The organism is Actinacidiphila paucisporea (assembly GCF_900142575.1).
In the GTDB taxonomy this organism is placed as follows: Bacteria; Actinomycetota; Actinomycetes; order Streptomycetales; family Streptomycetaceae; genus Actinacidiphila; species Actinacidiphila paucisporea.
In genome coordinates this window covers 149,786-172,354 of sequence record NZ_FRBI01000007.1, presented here as the reverse complement: position 1 = coordinate 172,354, position 22,569 = coordinate 149,786, and the positions used below count along the sequence as shown (strand labels likewise).

Below are 22,569 nucleotides of genomic sequence, written 5' to 3'. Positions count from 1 at the left end.
CTTCGAACGGGCTTCGGGGTCGGGTTGGCGAAAAATCTTTCTATCACCCCGGCACGCTTGCCCCTGTTGGCCGCCGCTGTTCCGTTACCGCCCTGCTACACGTTCTCCCCCACCGTCAGGCCGCGGCCTACTGCCCTGTGTCGTCGGCCAGTTCGAGCCACCGCATCTCCAGGTCCTCACGCTCCTCGCGCAACGCCCGCAGCTCCGCGTCGATCTCGGCGACCTTCGCGAAGTCGGTCGCGTGCTCGGTGATCCGGGTGTGCAGCACCTTCTCCTTGTCGCCGACCTTGTCCAACTGCCGCTCGATGCGCTGCAGCTCCTTCTTCGCCGCCCGGGTGTCGCCGGTCGGCCTGTCCTTCGCCGGCGGCGCCGGCGGCACGGCGGCCTCGGCGATCGCCCGACGGCGCTCCAGATACTCGTCCACCCCGCGCGGCAGCATCCGGAGCGCCTGGTCGCCCAGCAGCGCGAAGGTCCGGTCCGTGGTGCGCTCCAGGAAATACCGGTCGTGGCTGATCACGGCCATCGACCCCGGCCAGCCGTCCAGCAGGTCCTCCAGCTGGGTCAGCGTCTCGATGTCCAGGTCGTTGGTCGGCTCGTCGAGGAAGAGCACGTTCGGCTCGTCCATCAGCAACCGCAGCAGCTGCAGCCGGCGCCGCTCACCGCCGGACAGGTCGCCGACCGGCGTCCACTGCTTCTCCTTGGTGAAGCCGAACTTCTCGCACAGCTGACCCGCGGTCATCTCCCGGCCCTTGCCGAGGTCGACCCGCTGCCGTACCGCCTCCACCGCCTGGAGCACCCGCCAGGTCGGGTCGAGCTCCGCGACCTCCTGCGACAGGTAGGCCAGCCGCACCGTCTTGCCGACCACGACCCGGCCCGCGGCCGGCTGCTTGTCGCCGTCGCTCACCGCCGCGTCGGCCAGCGCCTTGAGCAGCGAGGTCTTGCCCGCGCCGTTCACCCCCACCAGGCCGACCCGGTCGCCCGGCCCGAGCTGCCAGGTGATGTGCCGCAGCAGCTGCTTCGGACCGGCCGTGACCGATACGTCCTCCAGCTCGAAAACGGTCCTGCCCAGCCGCGAGTTGGCGAACTTCATCAGCTCCGCGGTGTCCCGCGGCGGCGGCACGTCCTCGATCAGGGCGTTCGCCGCCTCGATCCTGAACCGCGGCTTCGACGTGCGCGCCGGGGCGCCCCTGCGCAGCCACGCCAGCTCCTTGCGGACCAGGTTCTGCCGCTTGGTCTCCTCCGTCGCCGCGATGCGCTCCCGCTCGGCGCGGGCGAAGACGTAGTCGCTGTAGCCGCCCTCGTACTCGTAGACGGTGCCGCGCTGCACGTCCCACATCCGGGTGCACACCTGGTCCAGGAACCAGCGGTCGTGCGTCACGACCACCAGCGCGGACCTGCGGGCCCGCAGGTGGGCGGCGAGCCAGGCGATGCCCTCCACGTCCAGGTGGTTGGTCGGCTCGTCCAGCACGATCAGGTCCTGCTCGTCGATCAGCAGCTTCGCCAGCGCGATACGCCGCCGCTCGCCGCCCGACAGCGGACCGATCACCGTGTCGAGCCCCGCCGGGAAGCCCGGCAGGTCCAGGCCGCCGAACAGCCCGGTGAGCACGTCCCTGATCCGGGCGTCCCCCGCCCACTGGTGGTCCGCCCGGTCCCCGACGACCTCGTGCCGCACGGTCGCCGCCGGGTCCAGGCTGTCGTGCTGCGTCAGCACCCCGAGCCGCAGCCCGCCCTGATGCGTCACGCGCCCCGCGTCCGGCTCCTCCAGCTTCGCGAGCAGCCGCACGAGGGTCGTCTTGCCGTCCCCGTTGCGCCCGACGACCCCGATCCTGTCCCCCTCGGACACCCCCAGGGACACGGCGTCCAGCAACGCCCTCGTGCCGTACGTCTTGCCGACGGCTTCGACGTTGACCAGGTTGACGGCCACTTCGCGTCTCTCCAAGCGCAGGGAATCTCTCTCCCCCTCACCCTAATCGCCCGGCGACCGGGCCCCCTCCCACCGGCGACCCCCGCCCGGTGGGGACCGAGGTCACAGGAGGGTGGCGCCCGGTGCCGGGGACAGGGCCGGGTAAGCCCCGGCGGGGAAGGCGGCGGCCAGGGCCGTGGCCGCGGCCTCGGAGGGGGCGAGGAAGGCGCAGGTCGGGCCGGAGCCGGAGACGAGCGCGGCCAGGGCGCCGGCCGCGAGGCCGGCGGCGAGGGTGCCGGCCAGAGCGGGCCGCAGCGAGACGGACGCGGCCTGGAGGTCGTTGGACAGCGCCGCGGACAGCGCCGGGGCCGAGCCCTCCCGCAGGGCGGCGACGAGCGCCGGGTCCGCGCCGGGCGCGGCAAGGTCCGCGGCGAGGTCGCTGCCCCCGCCGGCCCGCCGCAGGCGGTCGCACTCCCGGTAGACGTCCGGCGTCGACAGCCCCCCTTCCGCGACCGCGAAGACCCAGCGGAATTCCCCGCCGACCTCCAGCGGCGTCAGGATCTCCCCGCGCCCCGTCCCGAGTGCGGCGCCCCCGACCAGCGAGAACGGCACGTCGCTCCCCAGCTCCGCGCACAGCGCGAGCAGCTCCTCCCGGGGCGCCCCGAGTCCCCACAGCGCGTCGCACGCGACCAGCGCGCCCGCCGCGTCGGCGGACCCGCCCGCCATCCCCCCGGCCACCGGGATGTCCTTGTCGATGTGCAGGTGCACATCCGGCTCGACGCCGTACCGCTTGGCGAGCGCGACCGCGGCCCGGGCGGCGAGGTTCGTCGCGTCGAGCGGGACCCTGGCCACGTCCCGCCCGGCCGCGGTGATGCGCAGCCCGTCCGCGGGCGCGGCGGTGACGTGGTCGTAGAGCCCGACCGCGAGGAAGACGGTGGCCAGGTCGTGGAAGCCGTCGGGGCGCCGGCCGCCGACGGAGAGCTGGACGTTGACCTTGGCGGGCACGCGGACGGTGACGGCGCTCACGGGCGGGGGCTCCTCATCTACGGCAACGGCTGCGTCTTCGACTGCGCTACGGCTACGGCTACGACTGCGGCTGCGGCTTGTGTTCTGCGACGGCGGCGAATTCCTCGACCGTCAGTGCCTCACCGCGGGCCTGCGGGGACACCCCGGCGGCGACCAGCGCGGACTCCGCGGCCGCGGCGGACCCGGCCCACCCCGCCAGCGCGGCCCGCAGCGTCTTGCGGCGCTGCGCGAAGGCGGCGTCGACCACCGCGAAGACCTCCTGGCGGCTCGCCGACGTACGCGGCGGGTCGCGCCGCACCAGCGCGACCAGCCCCGAGTCGACGTTGGGCGCGGGCCAGAAGACGCTGCGCCCGATGGCGCCGGCCCGCTTGACGTCGGCGTACCAGTTCGCCTTCACGGACGGCACGCCGTAGACCTTGTTGCCCGGCCCGGCGGCGAGCCGGTCGGCGACCTCGGACTGCACCATCACGAGCGTGCGCTCGATGCCCGGGAAGGTCGCGAGCATGTGCAGCAGGACGGGGACGGCGACGTTGTACGGCAGGTTCGCCACCAGGGCGGTGGGCGGCGGGCCCGGCAGCTCGGTCACCGCCATGGCGTCGCTGTGGACCAGGTCGAAGTGGTCCGCCCTGCCGGGCAGCCGTGCCGCCACCGTGGCGGGCAGCGCCGCGGCCAGCACGTCGTCGATCTCGATCGCCGTCACGTGCGCGGCCGCCTCCAGCAGCGCCAGGGTGAGCGAGCCCAGCCCGGGGCCCACCTCGACGACCGTGTCGTCGGGCCCGACCCCCGCGGTCCGCACGATCTTCCGTACGGTGTTCGCGTCGATCACGAAATTCTGCCCGCGCTGCTTCGTCGGCCGCACGCCGAGCGCCGCGGCCAGCTCCCTGACGTCCGCGGGGCCCAGCAGGGCGTCGCTCTCAGTGCCACTCACGCGCCCTAGGCTAATCGGTTCTCCCGCCCTGCCCGGCCAGGCGATTCCCGGGGCCTCCTCCCGGCGGGTGGCACCCGCGGTCCGGACATTGCGCCGCGGGCGGTCAGCGGAAGAGGTGGCGGCCGCACACCGGCCAGGGGGAGGCGCCCCGGGTGGCGTAGAGGCGCTGGGCGCGGGCGGTCTGCTCCGCCGCGCCGGCGTTCTGGGGCAGGCCGCGGCCGCCGAGGCTCCGCCAGGTGCGGACGTCGAACTGGTAGAGGCCGCCGTAGCGCCCACTGGGGTCGACGGCGTTCGGACGGCCGCCGGATTCGCACAGGGCGAGGCCGTGCCAGTCGAGGCCGGACCGGTCGGTCCCGGGCAGGTCGTTTCCGGGCAGGTCCGAGCCGTGCGGGTCGACGCCGGACCGGTCGGCGCCGGGCTGGTCTTTGCCGTGCCGACGGGGGGCGGCGTGCCGGTGCCGGCGGGGTGAGGGCGCGGACGTGCCGACGCGGACGACCTCGGTGACCGGCGCGAGGACGAGGGTGGCGCGCAGGACGCGGGTGGAGCCGGTCACGCCGTCGACCGTGCGGACGGCGTAGCTGACCTCGCGCAGCCCGGGACGCCCTGCCACGGACACCGCGGTGGACCCGCGGGGCAGAGACGGGTCCCGGCGGCGTACGACGCCGTAGGGCACCGGCTCGCGGCGGGTGGACTGCGAGGTCCTGACGCGTACGACGGTCACAGCGAGGCCTTCCGCCGGGAAACTGCCCGCGGCGGGCGACAGCGTGTCCTCGGCGCCGAGGACGAGGCCGGCGTCCGCGACGGCCCCGCGGACGGTGACCGCGTGCGTGCGCACGATGTGCGCGCGGCCGTCGGCGACGACGGTGACGCGGCGCTGCGTGCGGACGGACAGCGCGAGCCCGAGCCGCCCGATGGCGGCGCCGCGGGAGGCGTCGACGAAGGCGCCGTCGGCGCGGACGCCGAGCTGCCGCAGGGCCGCGGCGACGGTGGTCGCCGTGGTCCAGACGCGGCGGCGGCGCCCGTCGAGCGAGAGGGTCAGCGGGCGGCCGTAGCGCACGGCGACGGTGTCCCCGTCGTGCAGCGGCCGTCCGGGCGCGGGCGCCACGATGTCGTGCCCGCCGACCGCGATGTGCTGCCGGCGCAGGACGCCGGCGACGTCCGCGGCGAAGGTGTGGACGGTCCGCTCCCGGCCGTCGACGCTGAGCCGTACGGTCTTGTCGGCCGCGACATACGCCCCGGCGCCGCCGGCGAGCACCGCCACGACGAGTGTCTGCGGTACGAGCCTGCGCGCGTGTCCGGCGAGGTGGATGCTCACGACGTCGGACCTTAAAGCACAAAAAATGCGATATGCGGCATTTACGTCACGTGTCGTAACCGAAGGCCCGTGCGGTGTTGGCGGCGATCGCGGCCGCGAGCAGGTCCTCGTCGTCCCCTCTGGCGGCGGCCATCGCGCGCAGCGTGACCGGGATGAGGTAGGGCGCGTTCGGCCGCCCGCGATGGGGCACCGGGGTCAGGAAGGGCGCGTCGGTCTCCACCAGCAGCAGTTCGCGCGGGGCGACGGCGACCGCGTCCCGCAGATTCTGCGCGGACTTGTAGCTGACGGTCCCGGCGAAGGACATGTAGTAGCCGCGCTCGGCGCACACCTTGGCCATCTCCGCGTCGCCGGAGTAGCAGTGGAAGACCACCGTGGAGGGCGCGCCCTCCTCGGCGAGGATGCGCAGCACGTCGGCGTGGGCGTCCCGGTCGTGGATGACCAGCGCCTTCCCGTGGCGTTTGGCGATGGCGATGTGCCGGCGGAAGGAGTGCTGCTGGTCCTCGACCCCTTCGGGTCCCGTACGGAAGTAGTCGAGGCCGGTCTCCCCGACCCCGAGGACCTGCGGCAGGGCGGCGAGCGCGTCGATGGCGTCGATCTCGGCGTCGAGTCCGGGCCTGCCTCCGCCGGAGGTGCGGGCCGCCACGCGCGGCGCCTCGTTCGGGTGCAGCGCCACCGTGGCCCAGATGCGGTCCCAGGTGGCGGCCGTCTCGGCGGCCCAGCGCGACCCCGCGAGGTCGCAGCCCACCTGGACCAGCGTGTCGACGCCGACGGCCGCGGCCTGGGCAACGGCGTCGGCGACGCTGCCCGACTGCATGTCGAGGTGGGTGTGGGAGTCGGCGACCGCCACCCGCAGCGGCTCGGGCGCCGGCGGCGGTGCGGTCGGCTTCTTGCTGTCCCTGTCTGGCATGCCCCCGATCCTAGGGACCCGCCCGCAATGTACCGGCGGCAAGGCCCACCGCCGGCAATGTACCGGCGGCAAGGCCGACCGCCCCGTGATGTCGCCCTCGCCGGCCTTGTGCGCGTGCCCGAGCTGCAGGGGCGCAGGGGGTCCGGCGGCGCGGCGCCTCGTGCGCGATCCACGCTCCACGCTCAGCGCGCGTGACCCGGTCCGCATCGCTCACGGAGGCCGTGCGCGGCCCGCCGGTGGGCCGGTGGGCCGGTGGGGGAATCCTCACACCGCGCCGTGCTTGGCGGCCACGACCGCGTCGAAGACCTCGCGCTTGGGCAGCCCGGCGTCCGCGGCGACCGCGGCGATGGCCTCCTTGCGCCGCTCCCCCGCGGCCTCGCGCGCCGCGACCCTGCGGACGATCTCGGCCTGGTCGAGGTCGGCGGGCCCGGGCGCGGGCGCGCCCTCGACCACGACGGTGATCTCGCCCCGTACGCCGTCCTGCGCCGCCCAGCGGGCCAGTTCGGCCAGCGGGCCGCGCCTGACCTCCTCGTAGGTCTTGGTCAGCTCGCGGCAGACCGCGCCGCGCCGCTCGGCGCCGAAGACCTCGGCCATGGCGGCGAGCGTGTCGTCGATGCGGTGGGTGGCCTCGAAGTAGACGAGCGTCCTGCGGTCCGCGGCGACCTCGCGCAGTCGTGCCAGCCGCTCGCCCGCCTTGCGGGGCAGGAAGCCCTCGAAGCAGAAGCGGTCGACCGGCAGCCCGGAGACGGCCAGCGCGGTCAGCACGGCGGAGGGGCCGGGAACCGCCGTGACGGTGATGCCGCGCTCGACGGCGGCGGCGACCAGCCGGTAGCCGGGGTCGGAGACGGAGGGCATCCCGGCGTCGGTGACCAGGACCACGCGGGCGCCGCCGGCCAGCGCCTCGACCAGTTCGGGCGTGCGGCCCGTCTCGTTGCCCTCGAAGTAGGACACGATCCGCCCGGTCGGCTCGATGCCGAGCGCCTGGGTGAGCCGGCGCAGCCGCCGGGTGTCCTCGGCGGCGATGACATCGGCGCCGGTCAGCTCGGTGCCGAGCCGCGGCGGGGCGTCCGCGGGGTCGCCGATGGGGGTTCCGGCCAGTACGAGGACGCCTGCGGCTTGCGTGGTCACCCGCCAAGCTTCCCACTCGCGGCGACCGCCCGGTCTCCCCCGCCGGCGTCCCGGCCCGGCCGCACAGCCGGCTCACGGGTTTGCGGACAAACAGGGGCGCCGGGCGCCGACCTCATCACATTTTCAGAGGCGTTCCCTACGATGGGCCGGTGACGAGTGAGACCGCGACGCAGGACCGGGCCGCCGAGGCTGTTCTGGCACAGCTGCATCCGAGCCCCTGGGCGCAGCGGCTGCGCAGGTTCGGCTATGCGGAGAGGCCGCGCACCGACACCCGCGAGCGCCTGGTTCCGCCCTTCCCCGAGCCGGGGACGCGGATGTGGCGGTCGCTGGGCGCGAGCCAGGAGCTGTCGTATCTGCTGGCCAGGATCTCGGGCTGGCTCGGCCCGATCCTGGTGGCGGTCTTCGCCGGCGCGCTGCGCTTCTGGCACCTGGGCACGCCCCGCGAGGTCGTCTTCGACGAGACGTACTACGCCAAGGACGCCTGGTCGCTGCTCCAGTTCGGCTACGAGGGCACCTGGCCGGACGCCAAGATCACCAACCCGGACCTGCTGGGCCACCCCCAGACGATCCCGCTGTCCGATGCGCCCGGCTACGTGGTGCACCCGCCGGCCGGCAAGTGGGTGATCGCGCTCGGCGAGTGGATGTTCGGCATGAACCCCTTCGGCTGGCGCTTCATGATGGCCGTGCTCGGCACCCTCGCGGTGCTGATGCTGTGCCGTATCGGGCGCCGGCTGTTCCGCTCCACCGCGCTGGGCTGCCTGGCCGGGGTGCTGATGTCGGTGGACGGCCTGGAATTCGTGATGAGCCGGATCGCGCTGCTCGACCTGGTGATCATGTTCTTCGCGCTGGCCGCCTTCGGCTGCCTGCTGGTGGACCGCGACTGGTCCAGAGCGCGGCTGGCGCGGGCGCTGCCGGTGGACGGGTCGGGCTGGGCGGGGCCGGACCGGCAGGTGGGCGAACGGGTCGGCATGGGCTGGCGCCCGTGGCGTATTGCCGCGGCGGTCTTCCTCGGCCTTGCTGCGGCGAGCAAGTGGAACGGCTTCTACTTCCTGGCCTTCTTCGTGGTCATGACGCTGGCCTGGGACATCGGCGCGCGCCGCGTCGCGGGCGCCCGGCGGCCGTGGCTGGCGATGCTGCGCAAGGACTTCGGCTGGTCGGTGCTGACCATGATCCCGGTCACGCTGCTCACCTACCTGGCGACGTGGACCGGCTGGTTCATGTCCGACAAGGCCTACAACCGGCACTGGGCCGACGGCCGCAGTGGCACCTGGTCGTGGATCCCGGGGCCGCTGCGCAGTCTGTGGCACTACGAGTACGAGGTCTACCAGTTCAATGTGACGCTGCACACTCCCCACCCGTACCAGTCCAACCCGTGGAGCTGGCTGGTCCTCGGCCGCCCGGTGTCGTACTACTTCGAGTCGCCCAAGCTCGGCCAGGACGGCTGCCACAGCGCGGGAGGGTGCTCCAAGGAGATCCTGGCGCTGGGCACCCCGCTGCTGTGGTGGTCGGCGTGCTTCGCGCTGCTCTACCTGCTCTACCGCTGGATCATGCGCCGCGACTGGCGGGCGGGGGCCGTCCTGGGCGCGCTGGGCGCGGGCCTGCTGCCGTGGTTCCACTACCAGGACCGCACGATCTTCTACTTCTACGCGGTCGCCTTCGTGCCGTACCTGTGCCTGGCGGTGGCGATGATGGTGGGCGCCTTCCTCGGCCCGCCGGGTTCCGGCGAGGGCCGCCGGATGTGGGGCGCGGTGGGTGCGGGCACCCTGGTGCTGCTGATCATCTGGAACTTCATCTACTTCTTCCCCATCTACACCGGCACGACCATCCCTTACACCGGCTGGCAGGCCAGGATGTGGTTCGACTCCTGGGTGTGATCCCCCGACGGCCCACAGGTGACCCGGGTAGAGTGCCGGTGGGAGCGCGCTCATTTGAACGCGTTCAGGGGGTGGGTGGAGGGGGGTCTCGGTGCCCATGGCACGGGGGGTCAAGACCGGCGTCATCAGTGCGGTCTTCGTCTGCATGGTGAGCGTCGCGGGTTACGGCGCGTACAACATCTACACGGGTCTGGACGGCAGCAGCACCGGCACCAAGCCGGCCGCCACGACCAGCAGGGACGAACCGCTCAGCAGCAAGGACGTCACCGACACCGCGACGGACTTCCTGGCCGCGTGGTCGGCCGGCGACGACGCGAAGGCCGCCAAGCTGACGGACTCGGTCGGGACGGCGACGACCGCGCTGACCGAGTACCGGAACAAGGCGAGCATCACCAAGGTCACGGCGACGGCCACACCGACGGGCAGCGCGACCGACTCGACCGCGACCGCGGGCGCGACCGGTGTCACCGTCTCGTTCACGGTGCAGGCGACCGTCGCCTACCAGCAGCTCGCACCGAAGATCTGGACGTACGGCTCGACCCTGACCGTCGGCCGCAACACGGTGGGCGATCCGGCCGTCAAGTGGGCGCCCAGCGTCCTGGAGCCCGACCTCAAGGACGGGCTGTCCCTGGTCACGGGCCTTGCCACGTCACCGGACCTGGACCTGGTCGACCGGCACGGCAAGACGATGACGGCCGCGCAGTATCCGGGCCTGACCGACGTCTTCACCGACCTGCGCAAGCGGTACGCGAACGCGAAGCTCGGCGGCACCGCCGGCATCGAGACCTACGTGACCGACGACGGCGGCAACCTCGTCAAGACGCTCTACACGGTCGCACCGGGCAAGAACGCCAAGCTCAAGACGACGCTGGACGCCGGCATCCAGGCGGCGGCCGAGAAGGCGGTCCGGAAGTACGGGCAGTCGGGGGTGACCGCGCTGGACACCCGCGACGGCTCGATCCTCGCCATGGCGGCCAACCCGCCCGGTGGCACGAACTACGCGCTGTCCCTCCAGCCGCCCGGCTCGACCTTCAAGATCGTGACGGCGACCGCGCTGATGCTCTCGCCGCAGCACATCACGCCCCAGACCCGGTCGCAGTGCGTCGACGGGTACGCGCCGATCGGCGGCAAGCCCTACCACAACGTCACGCCCGACAAGCAGGACGCCACACTGGGCTGGGACTTCTCCCGGTCCTGCAACACCGGCTTCATCCGGCTCTCGAAGTATCTGACCCCGACCTCGCTGACGGACGTCGGCAGGAAGTACTTCGGGCTCGTCGGCGACGCCCGCCCCTGGTACACGGGCACCGGCACCACCGACGGCAGCATCCCCGGCGGCACGGGCGACGAGATGACGTCGGAGATGATCGGCCAGGGCAAGGTGCTGATGAACACGCTGAACATGGCGTCGGTCGCCGCCACCGTCCGGGACGGCGAATTCCACCAGCCGTCGATCCTGCAGGACACCAACCTCATCGAGAATCGGCAGCACCTCGGCACCACCCCGCTGCCGCACGCCGTCCGGCAGAACCTGATGTCGATGATGCAGCTGACGGCGACCGACGGCACCGCCGCGGGCCTGCTGACCGGCGTGAACAGCCCCTACGGTGCCAAGACCGGCTCGGCGGAGGAAAACAAGAACGATCTCCCGACCGGCTGGTTCACCGCCTACAGCGGCCATGTGGCGGCGGCGGCGATGGTCGTGCAGGGCGACCACGGCAACAAGTCCGCGGGCCCGATCGTCGCGGACGTCCTGCGCGCCTCCTGATACCGCATCAATCAACGTGCTGATGCGGCTCCCGCTCGCGCAAGTGCCTTCTCGACGGCTTCCTGCACGCGGTCGTCCTCGTCCTGCCTGCGGCGGCGGCGGTTGCGGCGGGTGACGAGGAGTGCCACGACGGCAGCCGCGACCAGGAGGACGGCCGGCAGCACGAGCACCCACGGGAGCGCCCAGCCGCCGGTGGTGCCGTGCACCTGTCGAGGGGGGTGGTGGTGCCCGAGGCGTCGGTGAGCAGCGGCGTGAGGGTGACAGTCGCGGTCAGCCGGCCGGCGGGGGCGACGCCACTGACGGGCACCGTGACCTTCCAGCGTTCCCCCGGCAGAAGTTCCGGCGATGCGGCGACCTTGCCCGCGTCGGTGCGCAGCCGTCCGAAGGGTCCAGCGACGGACACCTTCTGCCGGGCGGAGAGCATGGCGTTGCCGGTGTTGTGGATCGTGTACGTGACCGTCGCGCTGCCCTTGCCGAAGGGGTTCGACGTGCCTGAGTAGTCGAGGTGAGGGTTCTCGACCCGCAGAGCCGGCCGCAGTTCACCGCTGACCCGCAGCTTGACCCGGATGCCGAGTCGCCGGTCCACGTTGATCTGCTCGGCGTCGTCGGACCGGGAGTGGTCGCGGGAGGAGGACGTCGACCTCAGGACGGTGACGGCAGGCGGACCGGCCGACCTCGCCCCCGGCATCACCCGAGCCCTCGGCATGCGTCCCGACCTCATCGTCAGCGCGGGCAACGACCTGGTCGACCCGCTGGCGACGGTCACCCCGAACCATCTCTCGCAGCAGTTCCTGGTCGTGGGGGCCGAGCTGGCCGAACCCACCCAGAACGTCACCGCTGTCGACTGGTCCGGCGCGTCCTTCCGCGGCGAGGGACTCGGCATGTCCTCGACTTACGATCCCGCGTCCTTCACCACCGAGCGGTGCTCGGCATCCATCCGTGCGGGGGTCGCGGCCGTCCTCAACGACCTCACCGGGATAGTGATCTGGCTCGACCGGGTCTGAGCGCCCGGCGCCACGTCGGCTTCTTCGCTTCTCCCCCTCCGGCCGCCGCGCCGGACGGCGGTGGACGCAACCGGTCACCTGGCGGACGTGCCGGTGCCCCCGCCCCGCGGCGACCGCGGACGGGGGCACCGGCGTCTGGGGCGGTCAGCCCAGCAGCACCGGCAGCCGCAGGTGGCCGTGCGAGATGAACGACTCGACCGGCTCCAGCTCCTCGGTGGGAGCCGCCAGCGCCAGGCCCGGGAAGCGGGCGAAGAGCGCGGGCAGCGCCACCTCCGCCTCCAGCTGGGCCAGCGGCGCGCCCAGGCAGCGATGGACGCCGTAACCGAAGGCCAAGTGCTCCTTGTTGACCCGCAGGACGTCGAAGCGGTCGGCGGTCGGCCCGTGGTAGGCGGGGTGGCGCCCGGCGGCGGAGTAGGAGGCCAGGATCGCCTCGCCCTTCTTGATGCGTACCCCGCCGGCCTCGATGTCGTCGACCGCGTAGCGCAGCGGCAGGCTGGCGACCGGCGCCTCGGCCCGTAGCGTCTCCTCGATCACGTCGCTCCAGTTCGCCTTGCCGGTCCTGACCAGTTCGAGCTGGTCGGGGTGGGTGAGCAGGGCGTGGACAGCGTTGTCGAGCAGGTTGACGGTGGTCTCGTGGCCCGCGCTGATCATCAGGATCAGGGTGTCGACGAGTTCGCCCTCGGTCAGCCGGGAGCCGTCCTCCTCGCGGGCGGAGATGAGCACGCTGGTCAGGTCGTCGCCCGGCGTCTCCCGCTTGAGCGCGACCAGGCCGCTGAGCACCTGGTGGATGCCGGCGAAGGTCGCGACGGCCTCCTCGGCGCTGATGGCGGTGTTGAAGATGTTGTCGACCAGCCGGCGCAGCTCCCTGCTGGTCGCCTCGTCCTCGACGCCGAAGAGCCGGCTGATCACCTGGATCGGGATCGGGTAGCAGTACGCCTCCCGCAGGTCGACCGGCTCGCCGGCCGGTGTCCCGGCGAGGCCGTCGAGCAGGTCGGCGGTCAGCTGCTCGATCCAGGGGCGCATCGCCTCGGTGCGGCGGGCGGTGAAGGCCATCGACACCAGCTTGCGCAGCCGCCGGTGGTCGCCCCCGTAGGCGGTGAACATGTTGGTGACCGCGACCCAGGTGAACAGCGGCCAGTCAGGGGTGATCTCGCCGTTGGCCCAGGCCGTCCAGTGCTGCCGCGGGTCCTTGGAGACCCGCGGGTCGGTCAGCAGCTCCTTGAGCAGCGCCTGGTCGGTTACCGCCCACGCCTGGACCCCACCAGGAAGCTCCACCAGCGTCGCGGGGCCGCGTTCGCGGAGCCTGGCTCCCTCGGCGTGGATGTCACGCCCTGCGGGGTCGATGACGAGGGGGCCGAGGCCGGCTGCGTCAGTGGCGGGAGGGTCGGCGGGGTGGGCTCGGTTGTCCATGCGGTGGCTCCAGGGGTCTCGTCCGCGGCGGCCTGCGCGGTGACGGTGATCGGCGGGTAGACGACGGGCAGGGCGACCAGGGCCCGGTGGAAGGGACCCTGCCGCCACTCCAACTGATCGGTTTCGCAGTCGAGTTCGATGTCCGGCAGCCGGTCGAGCAGTTTTTCCACCGCGACCGCCGCGATCAGCCGGGCCGGGCTCTTGGCGGGGCAGGTGTGCGGTCCTGCGCTCCACGACAGGTGGGCGCGGTTGCCGCCGCGCCGCTCGCCGCTGAGCGCCGGGTCGGTGTTGGCGGCGGTGAAGCTGACCAGGATCGGGCGTCCGGGGGCCAGTTCGACGCCGTCGACCTCGGTCTCCTGGAGCGCGTAGTGCACCGCGTAGTTGGCCAGCGGCGGGTCGGCCCACAGCACCTCGTCGAGCGCCTCGTCGACCGGCATGCTGCCGCCCGCCAGGTCGCCGGCGAAGCGGTCGTCGGACAGCAGCAGGAGCAGCGAGTTGCAGATCAGGTTCTGCTCGGGCTCGGTGCCCGCGCCCACCAGCAGGACGAGCTGGTGCAGCATCTCCTCGTCGGTCAAGCCCGCCGGGTGCGCCATCATCCACGACGTGACGTCGGCGCCGGGCTCGCGCCGCTTGAGCGCGACGAGTTCGGCCATGCCCTCGCCGAGGATCTGGTTGGCCTTCTCCGAGTCGGCGTCGGCGTCGAAGATGCCGGACATGCCGACGACCAGCTTGTCGCCGATGTCGGCGGGACAGCCGAAGAGGCGGTTGAAGACCAGCAGCGGCAGCAGCGCGCCGTATTCGCCGAGCAGGTCGGCATGGCCGCGGGCGCCGATGCGGTCGATGAGGACGTCGGCGCTCTCCTCGACGTAGCCGCGCAGCGCGTTCGGGTCGACCTGGCTGAGGCTGTCGGTGATCACCCCGCGGTAGCGGGCGTGCGCCTCGCCGTCGGACCACAGGGCGTTGGGCCGGTACATCATCATCGGCACCACCGGGCTGTCGGCCGGCACCGTGCCGTCCGCCAGCGCCCGCCAGTTGCGCGGGTCCTTCGAGAAGCGCTCGGGGCTGCGCAGCACTTCCAGCGCGCTCTGGTAGCCCAGGACGAGGGTGGCCTCGACGCCGGGGGCGATCTCCACGGGCGCGACGGAGCCCTGGGCGCGCAGCGCCGCGAAGGTCGCCTTGGGGTCGGCGGCGTGCTCCGGTCCGTAGAGGCGCGCGGCGCCGCCGGCGTGGGCGGGGCAGCCGGGCGGCGGGGAGAGCGGCTCGGCCGAGGCGTAGCCCGGGTTCGGTACGGGCTCTGGCGCGGTGGGGGACGTCATCCTGGTCAGGACTCCTGGGGTGCGAGGGCGGGGCGGGTCTGGAGGTGTTCCACCAGGGCGATCAGCGCCTTGGTGGAGGAGGCGGTGTCGCGGGCGTCGCAGCCGATCAGGGGCGTGTCCGGCAGCAGGTCGAGCGCCTCGCGTATCTCCTCCTCGGGGAAGTGCGGCGCCCCGTCGAACTGGTTGACCGCGACCGCGTACGGCATCCCGAACTCCTCCAGCAGCCCCATCACGTCGAAGGACTGGTGGAGCCGCCGGGTGTCGGCGAGCACCAGGGCGCCGAGCGCGCCCTGGAGCATGTCGGTCCACAGCCGCGTGAAGCGCTTCTGGCCGGGCGCACCGAAGAGGTAGAGCACCAGGCTGTCGCTGAGGGTGAGCCGGCCGAAGTCCATGGCGACGGTCGTCGCGGTCTTGTCGGGGACGCCGGCCAGGTCGTCGACGTGCGCGCCGGCCTGCGACAGCGGCTCCTCGGTGCGCAGCGGCCTGATCTCGGACAGGGTCCCGACGAAGGTGGTCTTACCGACCGCGAAGTGCCCCACGACGAGGATCTTGGCCGCGGTCCTGACCGAGTCGGCCACATAGGAGGGTGTGCCGCCCGGGGGGACGAGGGCGCGGTCAGAGGCGGGCGCGGAGCCCATCGAGCACCTCCTGCAGAAGCTGGACGTCGGGGAGTTGCGCCTTCGGGATGGCGGCCCGCGCGATGATGTGGCCGCTGTCGATGAGGTCACTGATCAGCACCTTGGTGACGCTGATGGGCAGCGCCAGATAGCCGGCGACCTCGGCGACGGACAGGGCGCCGCCCCGGCACAGATCCATCACCGCGCGCCGCTCGGGGGTGAGCCCGGCCGGCGAGCGGCCGGGCACGGCGTTCACCAGCGAGACGATGTCCAGGGTGTTGCGCGTGGGGTGGGCGCGTCCGTCGGTGACGACGTAGGCCCGCACGAGCCCCTGCTCCCGCTTGCGCGGCGGGGTCATGACGGAACGGTGGTGCCCGGCCGGAAGTTCGCCGCGTCCTGGCGGGGCGGGCTCGTCAGCTCCTTGCCGAGCCGGTCGACGAGCTTCTGCATGCGGTAGGTGACCATCTCCATGTCCACGTCCTGCGTGGAGGAGACCGCCAGATACGCGCCGGCGCCCGCGGCGACCAGGAAGACGTAGCCGCCGGCGAATTCCACCAGCGTCTGCTGCCAGGGCGAACCGTCCTTGCCGCAGAATTCCGCGGTGCTGCGGCTGATGGACTGGAGCCCCGACAGGGCCGCGGCCTGCCGTTCCGCCTCGTCCCTGCCGATGCCCTTGGAGTGGGCCCGCAGCATGCCGTCCGCGGACAGCAGGATGGCGTGCCGCGCCTCCGGGACCTTCAGGACCTCGTCGAGCATCCAGCCCAGTTCGTTGGCCATATGGTCGTTCATTCCTGAGTCGTCCCTTCGTCATCGGCGGATTCCGCGCGCCCGGAGCGCGTGCCACGGGCGAATGCACCCATACGGGATGCGGTCTCGTAGGGGGTGCGGATCGGTCCGGTGTCCTCGCCCGCGGGTTCCGCGGGGCGTGCGTGCCGGGCGGCGAACTGCTGCTCGCTGACCTCCCGCCTGCGCCGCTTGGGCAGACCGCCCGCGGTGGCTCCGGTGATCGGGGTCTCGGGTACGTCGTCGTCACCGGGCGCGCGCTCGTGCACGGGTTCGGCGGCGGCCGCGTGCCCGGCGGCGGCCGGTACGGCGGCGGGGCCGCGTACCGGCGTGCGGACCGGCAGCTCGGCCTGTGCGGCCTCGCGCCGGTGCGCCGCCGCGCGGGCGGCCACCGGGGCCGCGGCGGTTCCCGAGGCGACCAGCAGCGCCTTGGGCAGGAACAGCACGGCCCGCACCCCGCCGTAGGGCGACCTGGTGTCCACCGACACCGAGAAGCCGTAGCGGGCGGCGAGCACGCCGATCACCGCGAAGCCGAACTGCGGCGGGTCGCCGAGCCGGTTGATGTCCAGGTTCTCGCCACCCCCGAGGCGTTCGACAGCGACCGAGACCTCCAACTCGTCCATGCCGACACCCGCGTCGTCGATGACGATCGTGGTGCCGTTGTGGGCGGGCCGCAGGGAGACCTCGACGCTGGTGTTCGGCTGCGAGTGGCGGGTGGCGTTGTCCAGCAGCTCGGCGACCGCGAGCACGACCGGCTCCACGGCCCGGCTGATCACGTCGACGTCCGGGCCCTGGCCGATCTCAACCCGCTGGTAGTCGCGGATACGGGACTTGGCGCCGCGCAGCACGTCGATCAGCGGCGAGGCCGCGCGCTGCCGCCCCGGCCACGACCCGCAGAGCACCGCGATGGCCTGCGCGCGCCGGGCGAACTGCGAGTTGGCGTGGTCGATCTCCATCAGGTCCTGGAGCACGTACGGGCTGTCGTGCCGGTCCTGCATGTCGGAGATGGACAGCTGCTGCTCGTTGGCGAGCGCCTGGACCGAGCGCATCGCCGCCTTGAGCGTGGCCTTGGCGGACTGGTCGGCCCGCACCCTGGCCTTCTCGACGGTGCCGACGAAGCGGCTCACGACCTGGTCCATCCGGTCGGCGTAGACCGTCCCGGCCAGCCGGCCGTCCCGCAGCCCCTGCTGGGGCCGCCGCCCGCCCAACTCCACGGCCGGCAACCGGACGTCGACCAGGTGCGCGACCTCCGCCTCACGGATCCGCACGTCCGCCTCGCGGTCCCGCACCTGCTGCTCGGTGGCGGCGAGCCGTCTGCGGAGCCGGGCCGCGGCGACCGCCTGCCGGACCCACATCACCAGGGCCACGAGCGCGACGGCGGCGACAGGCCAGAACACCACTCCCGATATGTGACTAGTCATCAGATCCTCAGGAACTCGGGGAGGCCGATCAGACCGGGGCAGCCCATCGGATCCCGGCACACACGCGTGCGCGCCGGAATGCGCACAGCGGTCGGCGTGGTCAAAACCCGACGCGCGCACCCGCCATGGGAAGGGATTGCCTGATCATCCTAGCCATCTGACTGAGGAACAAGGGCCGTCTGGTGAGGGAGTTGTGACAGCTCGTCATGCGAAAGCGGGGTCGTCTCCCGCGCCTCCGTGCCTGACGTGGCGGTCTGTCCTGCCCGAGCGCGCCTCCCCCGGCGCGCGGGGCTGATGCGCCGCTCGGCGCAATTACGCCACGGGATGCGTGCGCCCGTGCGCCGCGCGTGACGACGCCCGGGTGGGCGGACGCCGTCCGGCGGGGGCCGGGGCGCGGTGGTGCGGCGGCGCGGCGCTGTTGCGCCACCGGGCACGCGCGCGTCCGATGCCGCCGGCGCCGGCCGCCCGTGCGGGGTCGTGCCACCGCCTCGCCCGCGCCTGCGTTCCCGTGCGGTGGCGGGGCGCGCGCGCGGGCGCCGTCCGTGACGTGCCCGCCGTCCGACGCGACCGGCCCCGCCGCCCCCGTGGCGGCGGGACCGCCTCCCCCGTCGGTGCCACCACCGTAGGCGGAGGGTCTGACAACGGCCCCCGAAGCCCGCCGCCCGGCGGGCGCGGGCGTACTGCCGGGCGCCTTCGTCCTGGCCGGGCCCGGAAGCCGTGGTCCATTGCCGGGCCTCGGGATATTGCGCAGCGGCACGGGCGCGCGGGGGGGGCGGGCGCGGGCGTCGCTTCCCGGCGCGGGGGCTGGCCACCGGCACGGGCACCGGGCGCGAGGCCTACTGTTCGGTGACCGCCTCGACCGCGTCCGCGAACCCGGGGTTGCTGAGCAGGATGCCGCCGTCGACGGGCAGCGTCACGCCGGTGATCCATGCGGCGTCGCGGGACGCGAGGAAGGTGACGGCGGCCGCGATGTCGTCCGGCTCGCCGATCCGGCCGAGGGGATAGAGCGGCGCGGCCGCGGTCAGGACCGACTCCTTGCCCGTCCAGGCCGGTGTGCGGATGGTGCCCGGGGCGACGAGGTTCACCCGGACTCCGCTGGGCGCGGCATGCACCGCCAGCGTGCGGGTCAGCGACATCAGGCCCGCCTTGGCCGCGCTGTAGGAGTGGTTGCCGAAGTAGGAGATCCCGTTGACCGAACCGATGTTGACCACCGCGCCCCGCCGGTCGGGCGCGGCGGCCAGGTGCGGCAGCGCGGCCCGGGTGCAGCGCATGGCGCCGACCAGGCTGACGTCCAGGTCGAGCCGCCACTCCTCGTCGTCCTCGTCGGTGAAGTCGGGGCGGTGCTCGCCGCACCGGTAGGCGTTGTTGACCAGCACGTCGAGCGTCCCGAAGGCGTCCACCGCCCGTGCCACGGCCGCGTCCACCGACGTACGGTCGGCGACGTCGCAGCCGACCGCCTCGGCCCGCCCGCCCGCCGCCCGGATCGACTCGGCGGTCCGCTCGGCCCCTTCCTGGTCGATGTCGGCGATCAGCACCCCGGCGCCCTCGGCGGCGAACCGCCGCGCGGTGGCCTCACCGATACCGCGTGCCCCGCCCGTGACGATCACACCGAAGTCCCCGAAGCGTCCTCGCATCGGGTCAGCGTATGCATTCCCTGAGCGCCCTGACCAGGGCCTGGGCGCGCGGATCCGCCGTGACGTTGCGCTGCATGCCGTTGGTGACATAGCCGAAGCCGACAGCCGTACCGGGGTCGGCGAAGGCCAGGCTGCCACCACGGCCCGGGTGCCCGAACGACCCGGGGGCCAGCAGCGGCGACGCCGGACCGTGCAGCATGTAGCCCAGCCCGAAACGGGTGTTGACCACCAGCACGCGGTCCGGCCCGTCCGACTCCGGGGTCCTGGCCGCGGTCACCGTCGCGGGCGCGAACAGCCGCGGCCCGTCCGCCACCTCGCCGACCAGCGACGCGTAGAAGCGCGCGAGTGACCGGGCGGTGGCGATACCGCCGGAAGCCGCCAGCTCCCCGGCCCGATACGCCGGGTCGTTCTCGTCGGGCAGCGGGGTGATCGCGGCGAAGGCCCGCCGGGTGAGCGAGTCGGGATCGGCGTAGGCGTCGTGGACGGACTGCTTGGCCCGGGTGCGCAGCCCGCCGGACACCGCGGGCTCGGGCACCTCGATGTCGGCGATCCTGCCGACCTGGCCCGTCCGGTCGGCCGGCAGGCCTATCCACAGGTCGAGGCCGAGCGGCCGGGTGATCTCCTCGGCCACGAAGCGCCCGATCGACCGCCCCGAGGCGCGCAGCACCAGCTCGCCTGCCAGCCAACTGAAGGTCTGCGCGTGATAGCCGTGCTCGGCACCCGGCGGGAAGAGCGGCTGCTGCGCGGCCACCGCGCGCGGCCCCGACGTCCCGTCCAGCGCCTGCCCGGGGGTGAGCGGCATGTCCAGCGCGGGCACCCCGGCCCGGTGCGCGAGCACGTCCCGAACCGTCACCCGCTCCTTGCCGCGCGCCTTGAACTCCGGCCAGTACGCCCCCACCGGCGCGTCCAGGTCCAGCTGCCCGCGCTGGTGGAGCAGCAGCAGGCAGGCCGCGGCCACGCCCTTCGTCGCGGACCGCACGGTCTGCGCGGTGTCCTCCCGCCAGGGGGCGCCCCCGTCCGGCGCCGCGGTGCCGCCCCACAGGTCGACGACCTTCCGCCCGTCCCGGTAGACCGCGACCGCCGCGCCGCGGTCCCCGCGGCGCGCGAAATTCCCCGCGAAGGCGGCGCGGACCGGCTCGTACCCCGGCTCCACCGACCCGTACACCTCGGTGACGTCCATGAACCCGCCCCCCCTTCCCCTCGTCCCGGCCACGGCGGCCTTTCCACCCAATGGTGCACGAAGGGTCCGACAACCGGGCAGGCCGGGGCCCAGCACGGCCCCGGGCATGCGGCGGGCCCGTGACGGGACCGCGGTCCGGGTCGATGTGACCCAGGCGCGGCCCCGTACGGGCCCGGTGGGGGGATCCGCTGGTCAGGTGTTACGACAGCGGCGGGTATGCGTTGGCCACCAGCTGGTGGAACTGTGCGGAGAACCAGTCACCGGCGAGCGGCGAGTCCGGCAGCGCGCCGGTCTTGTTGTTGCCGTTGCGTGCGTTGCCCGCGTAGTTCGGGTCGCACATCCCGTCGAAGCCCTTGCCCTGGTCGTTGGGGATGGCCTTGCTCGCACCGTCGGACTCACCCGGGGGCTTGACCCAGACGTAGGCGTCGATGCTCGTCGCCGGAGCGGCGGTCGGCCGTGCGCCGAGACCGGCACCCGACTGGTTGCACCAGTTGCCCGCGTGGATGCGGCGGTCGATCCGGCCACCGTCCACGTAGGTGTCGACGCTGGTCGTCGCGCCCGGGCCGGTGGGACGGGCGCTGCCGCCCCAGCCGTTGCGGGAGGTGTCGATCAGCATGCCGATGCTGGAGCTGAAGCCGAGCGAGACCAGCTTGTCCCGGAGGCCCACCGCGTAGGACTGCTCGTCCACGTAGTAGTTCCAGTCGACCCACTTGGACTGCCGCACCGTGGTGCCGTTGACGTTGTCCGTGATCTTGACGTAAGGCTCGACGGTCGCACCGTAGTTCGCGGTGTTGACGATGAAGCCCTGGACGTCCGCGACGCTGGCACCGTTGGTCGTGGCGACCTTGTAGAACTCCTGCGCGGCCGGGCCGAGGTTGGTGTCCCAGCCGAGCCAGGCGTGGTGTCCGGCGTCGATGTAGTTGTAGGTGTTGCCGAGGCCGCCGAGCTTCGCGAGTGCGTAGCTGACGCCCTTCTCGTAGTTGCCGTTCGCCTTCATCGTCGCGCACGCGTCGGTGGAACCGGCGGTGCCGCCCGCGTTGGTGGTGAGGTTGGGCAGCGAGTCGGGCTCGATGATGTTGACGATGCGCAGCCCCGCGTACGCCGGGTTGCCCTCAAGGGCGGTGATCGGGTCGATGTACTCGGTCTGGTAGCGGCCGATGTCCGTCGGGCCCAGCTCACCGTTGGAGGCGAGGGCGGCGCAGTCGCGTCCCGGCAGGTCGTAGATGACCAGTTCGATGGTCAGCGGCTGACCGGCCGCCTGCTGTACGGCTGCGTCCAGGTGGGCCTTGAGGCCCATGCCGCCGTTCACGCCGTTGATCGCGGCGATCCGGTCCAGCCACACGGCGGTGGACTGGTTGGCGACCTTCTGACCGCCGTCGGCTGCGGCCTTCGCGGACCACTCAGGGTTGACGTAGCCCTTGGCGCCCACGTACGGGTTGTCGACCTTCTGCCCGGGAGGCGGGGTGGTCGGCGGGGTGGTGGGCGGGGTGGTCGGCGGCGTCGTGGGAGGCGTCGTCGGCGGGGTGGTCGGCGGCGTCGTGGGAGGCGTCGTCGGCGGCGTCGTGCTGGTGCCACCGCACGCGACACCGTTCAGGGTGAACGCCGTCGGCGAGGTGTTGGTGCCGCTGTACGACCCGTTGAAGCCGAAGGTCGCCGTCCCGCCGGTCGCCACCGCACCGTTGTACGACAGGTTGGCCGCGGTGACGGCCTTGCCGCTCTGGGTGACGGTGGCGTTCCACGACTGGGTGATCTGCTGGTTGCCGGCGAAGCTCCAGCCGAGTTTCCAGCTGGTCAGCGCCGGGCCGGTGTTGGTGATCGTCACCTGCGTGGTGAAGCCGGTGTCCCACTGGCTCACGTTGTAGGCGACCGAGCAGCCGGCTGTGGCCGCGGAGGCGGACGTGGTGCTGAGTGCAGCGGCCACACCGCCGGACGCGACGACCATCAGGCCTGCGGCCAGTGCCGCGGTTCTGCGTCGGACTATCGGGACTGCCATGTGCGAACAACCTCCATTGGGGGGTGGGCCTTCGAAAGGGCTTCGAGAGGTCATGGGAGGTGGTGCGGTGATTCATTGTTCGGTTACACGCTCTTAACGTGGGAGCGCTCCCATAGTGCGGAGCCGTCCTGCTCCTGTCAATGCTTGAAGCACGACAAGGCGCTCCGCTCCAGGCCCGGTTACCCCCTGCCCCCACCGTCCCCGCAGGTCACGCCCGTCCCCGCCGGGCTCGCGCCCCGCCCCATCCGACGCCTCACCCCGCCGCCCCCGCCCCCGACTTCGCGCCCCGAAGCAGTGGGCGGCGGCAGGCGCGCCGGGAACCGCACCGGTCCAACCGCCGCCCGCGGGCGAAGACGCGGGAG

General features: G+C 72.9%; 19 protein-coding genes. 3 read left to right on the top strand and 16 right to left on the bottom strand.

What is annotated here, in order from left to right:
• Positions 1-127: 127 nt before the first annotated feature.
• From BUE44_RS13805 to rsmI, 6 genes are all read right to left on the bottom strand, one after another.
• Positions 128-1,924: an ABC-F family ATP-binding cassette domain-containing protein gene (locus BUE44_RS13805; RefSeq protein WP_073497831.1), complete on the bottom strand. Its 1,797-nt coding sequence runs from the start codon at positions 1,922-1,924 to the stop codon at positions 128-130.
• 102 nt (positions 1,925-2,026) lie between these two features.
• A complete protein-coding gene (locus BUE44_RS13800; protein ID WP_073497829.1) occupies positions 2,027-2,929 on the bottom strand; it encodes a 4-(cytidine 5'-diphospho)-2-C-methyl-D-erythritol kinase in 903 nt (300 codons plus the stop codon).
• Between the two features lie 58 nt (positions 2,930-2,987).
• Positions 2,988-3,857: a 16S rRNA (adenine(1518)-N(6)/adenine(1519)-N(6))-dimethyltransferase RsmA gene (rsmA, locus tag BUE44_RS13795; RefSeq protein WP_073497827.1), complete on the bottom strand. Its 870-nt coding sequence runs from the start codon at positions 3,855-3,857 to the stop codon at positions 2,988-2,990.
• 103 nt (positions 3,858-3,960) lie between these two features.
• Positions 3,961-5,172 carry a resuscitation-promoting factor gene (locus BUE44_RS13790; protein ID WP_073497824.1) on the bottom strand — a complete coding sequence of 404 codons (1,212 nt, stop codon included), beginning with the start codon at positions 5,170-5,172 and terminating at the stop codon, positions 3,961-3,963.
• 46 nt (positions 5,173-5,218) lie between these two features.
• Positions 5,219-6,079, bottom strand: a complete 861-nt coding sequence (locus BUE44_RS13785) for a TatD family hydrolase (protein ID WP_073497822.1) — start codon at positions 6,077-6,079, stop codon at positions 5,219-5,221.
• A 264-nt stretch (positions 6,080-6,343) separates the two neighbouring features.
• Positions 6,344-7,207, bottom strand: a complete 864-nt coding sequence (rsmI, locus tag BUE44_RS13780) for a 16S rRNA (cytidine(1402)-2'-O)-methyltransferase (protein ID WP_073497820.1) — start codon at positions 7,205-7,207, stop codon at positions 6,344-6,346.
• A gap of 149 nt (positions 7,208-7,356) precedes the next feature.
• Between rsmI and BUE44_RS13775 the strand changes: the two genes are divergently transcribed.
• Positions 7,357-9,081 (top strand): dolichyl-phosphate-mannose--protein mannosyltransferase, encoded by a 1,725-nt coding sequence (locus BUE44_RS13775; protein ID WP_073497818.1) that lies wholly within the window; start codon positions 7,357-7,359, stop codon positions 9,079-9,081.
• A 97-nt stretch (positions 9,082-9,178) separates the two neighbouring features.
• Complete coding sequence (locus tag BUE44_RS13770) at positions 9,179-10,849, top strand: penicillin-binding transpeptidase domain-containing protein (protein ID WP_073497816.1); 1,671 nt, start codon at positions 9,179-9,181, stop codon at positions 10,847-10,849.
• Between the two features lie 7 nt (positions 10,850-10,856).
• On the opposite strand, the gene BUE44_RS36425 is transcribed toward BUE44_RS13770, so the two are convergent.
• Positions 10,857-11,435, bottom strand: a complete 579-nt coding sequence (locus tag BUE44_RS36425; RefSeq protein WP_200804410.1) for a hypothetical protein — start codon at positions 11,433-11,435, stop codon at positions 10,857-10,859.
• Between BUE44_RS36425 and BUE44_RS13760 the strand changes: the two genes are divergently transcribed.
• Positions 11,416-11,853: a type 1 periplasmic-binding domain-containing protein gene (locus tag BUE44_RS13760; RefSeq protein ID WP_235002128.1), complete on the top strand. Its 438-nt coding sequence runs from the start codon at positions 11,416-11,418 to the stop codon at positions 11,851-11,853. The two genes, BUE44_RS36425 and BUE44_RS13760, sit on opposite strands and share 20 nt — an antisense overlap.
• A 144-nt stretch (positions 11,854-11,997) precedes the next feature.
• Here the strand turns inward: BUE44_RS13760 and BUE44_RS13755 are convergent, their stop codons facing one another.
• The 9 genes from BUE44_RS13755 to BUE44_RS13720 all read right to left on the bottom strand — a co-directional run bounded on the left by BUE44_RS13755 (position 11,998) and on the right by BUE44_RS13720 (position 22,207).
• The gene (locus BUE44_RS13755; protein ID WP_235002126.1) at positions 11,998-13,128 is read right to left on the bottom strand and encodes a cytochrome P450 family protein; all 1,131 of its coding nucleotides are present in this window, start codon (positions 13,126-13,128) and stop codon (positions 11,998-12,000) included.
• The gene (locus tag BUE44_RS38460) at positions 13,092-14,579 is read right to left on the bottom strand and encodes a cytochrome P450 (protein ID WP_235002124.1); all 1,488 of its coding nucleotides are present in this window, start codon (positions 14,577-14,579) and stop codon (positions 13,092-13,094) included. The genes BUE44_RS13755 and BUE44_RS38460 overlap by 37 nt, the downstream gene beginning before the upstream one ends.
• A gap of 5 nt (positions 14,580-14,584) precedes the next feature.
• Complete coding sequence (locus tag BUE44_RS13750) at positions 14,585-15,217, bottom strand: GTP-binding protein (protein WP_073497812.1); 633 nt, start codon at positions 15,215-15,217, stop codon at positions 14,585-14,587.
• Complete coding sequence (locus BUE44_RS13745) at positions 15,195-15,554, bottom strand: DUF742 domain-containing protein (RefSeq protein WP_073497810.1); 360 nt, start codon at positions 15,552-15,554, stop codon at positions 15,195-15,197. The genes BUE44_RS13750 and BUE44_RS13745 overlap by 23 nt, the downstream gene beginning before the upstream one ends.
• Entirely contained in the window at positions 15,551-15,985 is a 435-nt protein-coding gene (locus BUE44_RS13740) for a roadblock/LC7 domain-containing protein (protein WP_073497807.1), read from the bottom strand. The genes BUE44_RS13745 and BUE44_RS13740 overlap by 4 nt, the downstream gene beginning before the upstream one ends.
• Complete coding sequence (locus BUE44_RS13735) at positions 15,982-17,400, bottom strand: ATP-binding protein (RefSeq protein ID WP_073497805.1); 1,419 nt, start codon at positions 17,398-17,400, stop codon at positions 15,982-15,984. Before BUE44_RS13735 ends, BUE44_RS13740 begins: the two co-directional genes overlap by 4 nt.
• 836 nt (positions 17,401-18,236) lie before the next feature.
• Entirely contained in the window at positions 18,237-19,034 is a 798-nt protein-coding gene (locus BUE44_RS13730; protein ID WP_073497803.1) for an SDR family NAD(P)-dependent oxidoreductase, read from the bottom strand.
• A gap of 4 nt (positions 19,035-19,038) precedes the next feature.
• Positions 19,039-20,214, bottom strand: a complete 1,176-nt coding sequence (locus tag BUE44_RS13725; RefSeq protein WP_073497801.1) for a serine hydrolase domain-containing protein — start codon at positions 20,212-20,214, stop codon at positions 19,039-19,041.
• A gap of 199 nt (positions 20,215-20,413) precedes the next feature.
• The gene (locus BUE44_RS13720) at positions 20,414-22,207 is read right to left on the bottom strand and encodes a glycoside hydrolase family 6 protein (RefSeq protein WP_322940044.1); all 1,794 of its coding nucleotides are present in this window, start codon (positions 22,205-22,207) and stop codon (positions 20,414-20,416) included.
• Positions 22,208-22,569: the final 362 nt, after the last annotated feature.

Excerpts from the sequence above, each read along its gene's own strand:
- BUE44_RS13785 (WP_073497822.1), bottom strand. The coding sequence starts at position 6,079 with ATGCCAGACAGGGACAGCAAGAAGCCGACCGCACCGCCGCCGGCGCCC.
- BUE44_RS13770 (WP_073497816.1), top strand. The coding sequence starts at position 9,179 with ATGGCACGGGGGGTCAAGACCGGCGTCATCAGTGCGGTCTTCGTCTGC.
- BUE44_RS13760 (WP_235002128.1), top strand. The coding sequence starts at position 11,416 with ATGCCGAGTCGCCGGTCCACGTTGATCTGCTCGGCGTCGTCGGACCGG.
- BUE44_RS38460 (WP_235002124.1), bottom strand. The coding sequence starts at position 14,579 with ATGACGTCCCCCACCGCGCCAGAGCCCGTACCGAACCCGGGCTACGCC.
- BUE44_RS13750 (WP_073497812.1), bottom strand. The coding sequence starts at position 15,217 with ATGGGCTCCGCGCCCGCCTCTGACCGCGCCCTCGTCCCCCCGGGCGGC.
- BUE44_RS13745 (WP_073497810.1), bottom strand. The coding sequence starts at position 15,554 with ATGACCCCGCCGCGCAAGCGGGAGCAGGGGCTCGTGCGGGCCTACGTC.
- BUE44_RS13740 (WP_073497807.1), bottom strand. The coding sequence starts at position 15,985 with ATGAACGACCATATGGCCAACGAACTGGGCTGGATGCTCGACGAGGTC.
- BUE44_RS13735 (WP_073497805.1), bottom strand. The coding sequence starts at position 17,400 with ATGACTAGTCACATATCGGGAGTGGTGTTCTGGCCTGTCGCCGCCGTC.
- BUE44_RS13730 (WP_073497803.1), bottom strand. The coding sequence starts at position 19,034 with ATGCGAGGACGCTTCGGGGACTTCGGTGTGATCGTCACGGGCGGGGCA.
- BUE44_RS13725 (WP_073497801.1), bottom strand. The coding sequence starts at position 20,214 with ATGGACGTCACCGAGGTGTACGGGTCGGTGGAGCCGGGGTACGAGCCG.
- BUE44_RS13720 (WP_322940044.1), bottom strand. The coding sequence starts at position 22,207 with ATGGCAGTCCCGATAGTCCGACGCAGAACCGCGGCACTGGCCGCAGGC.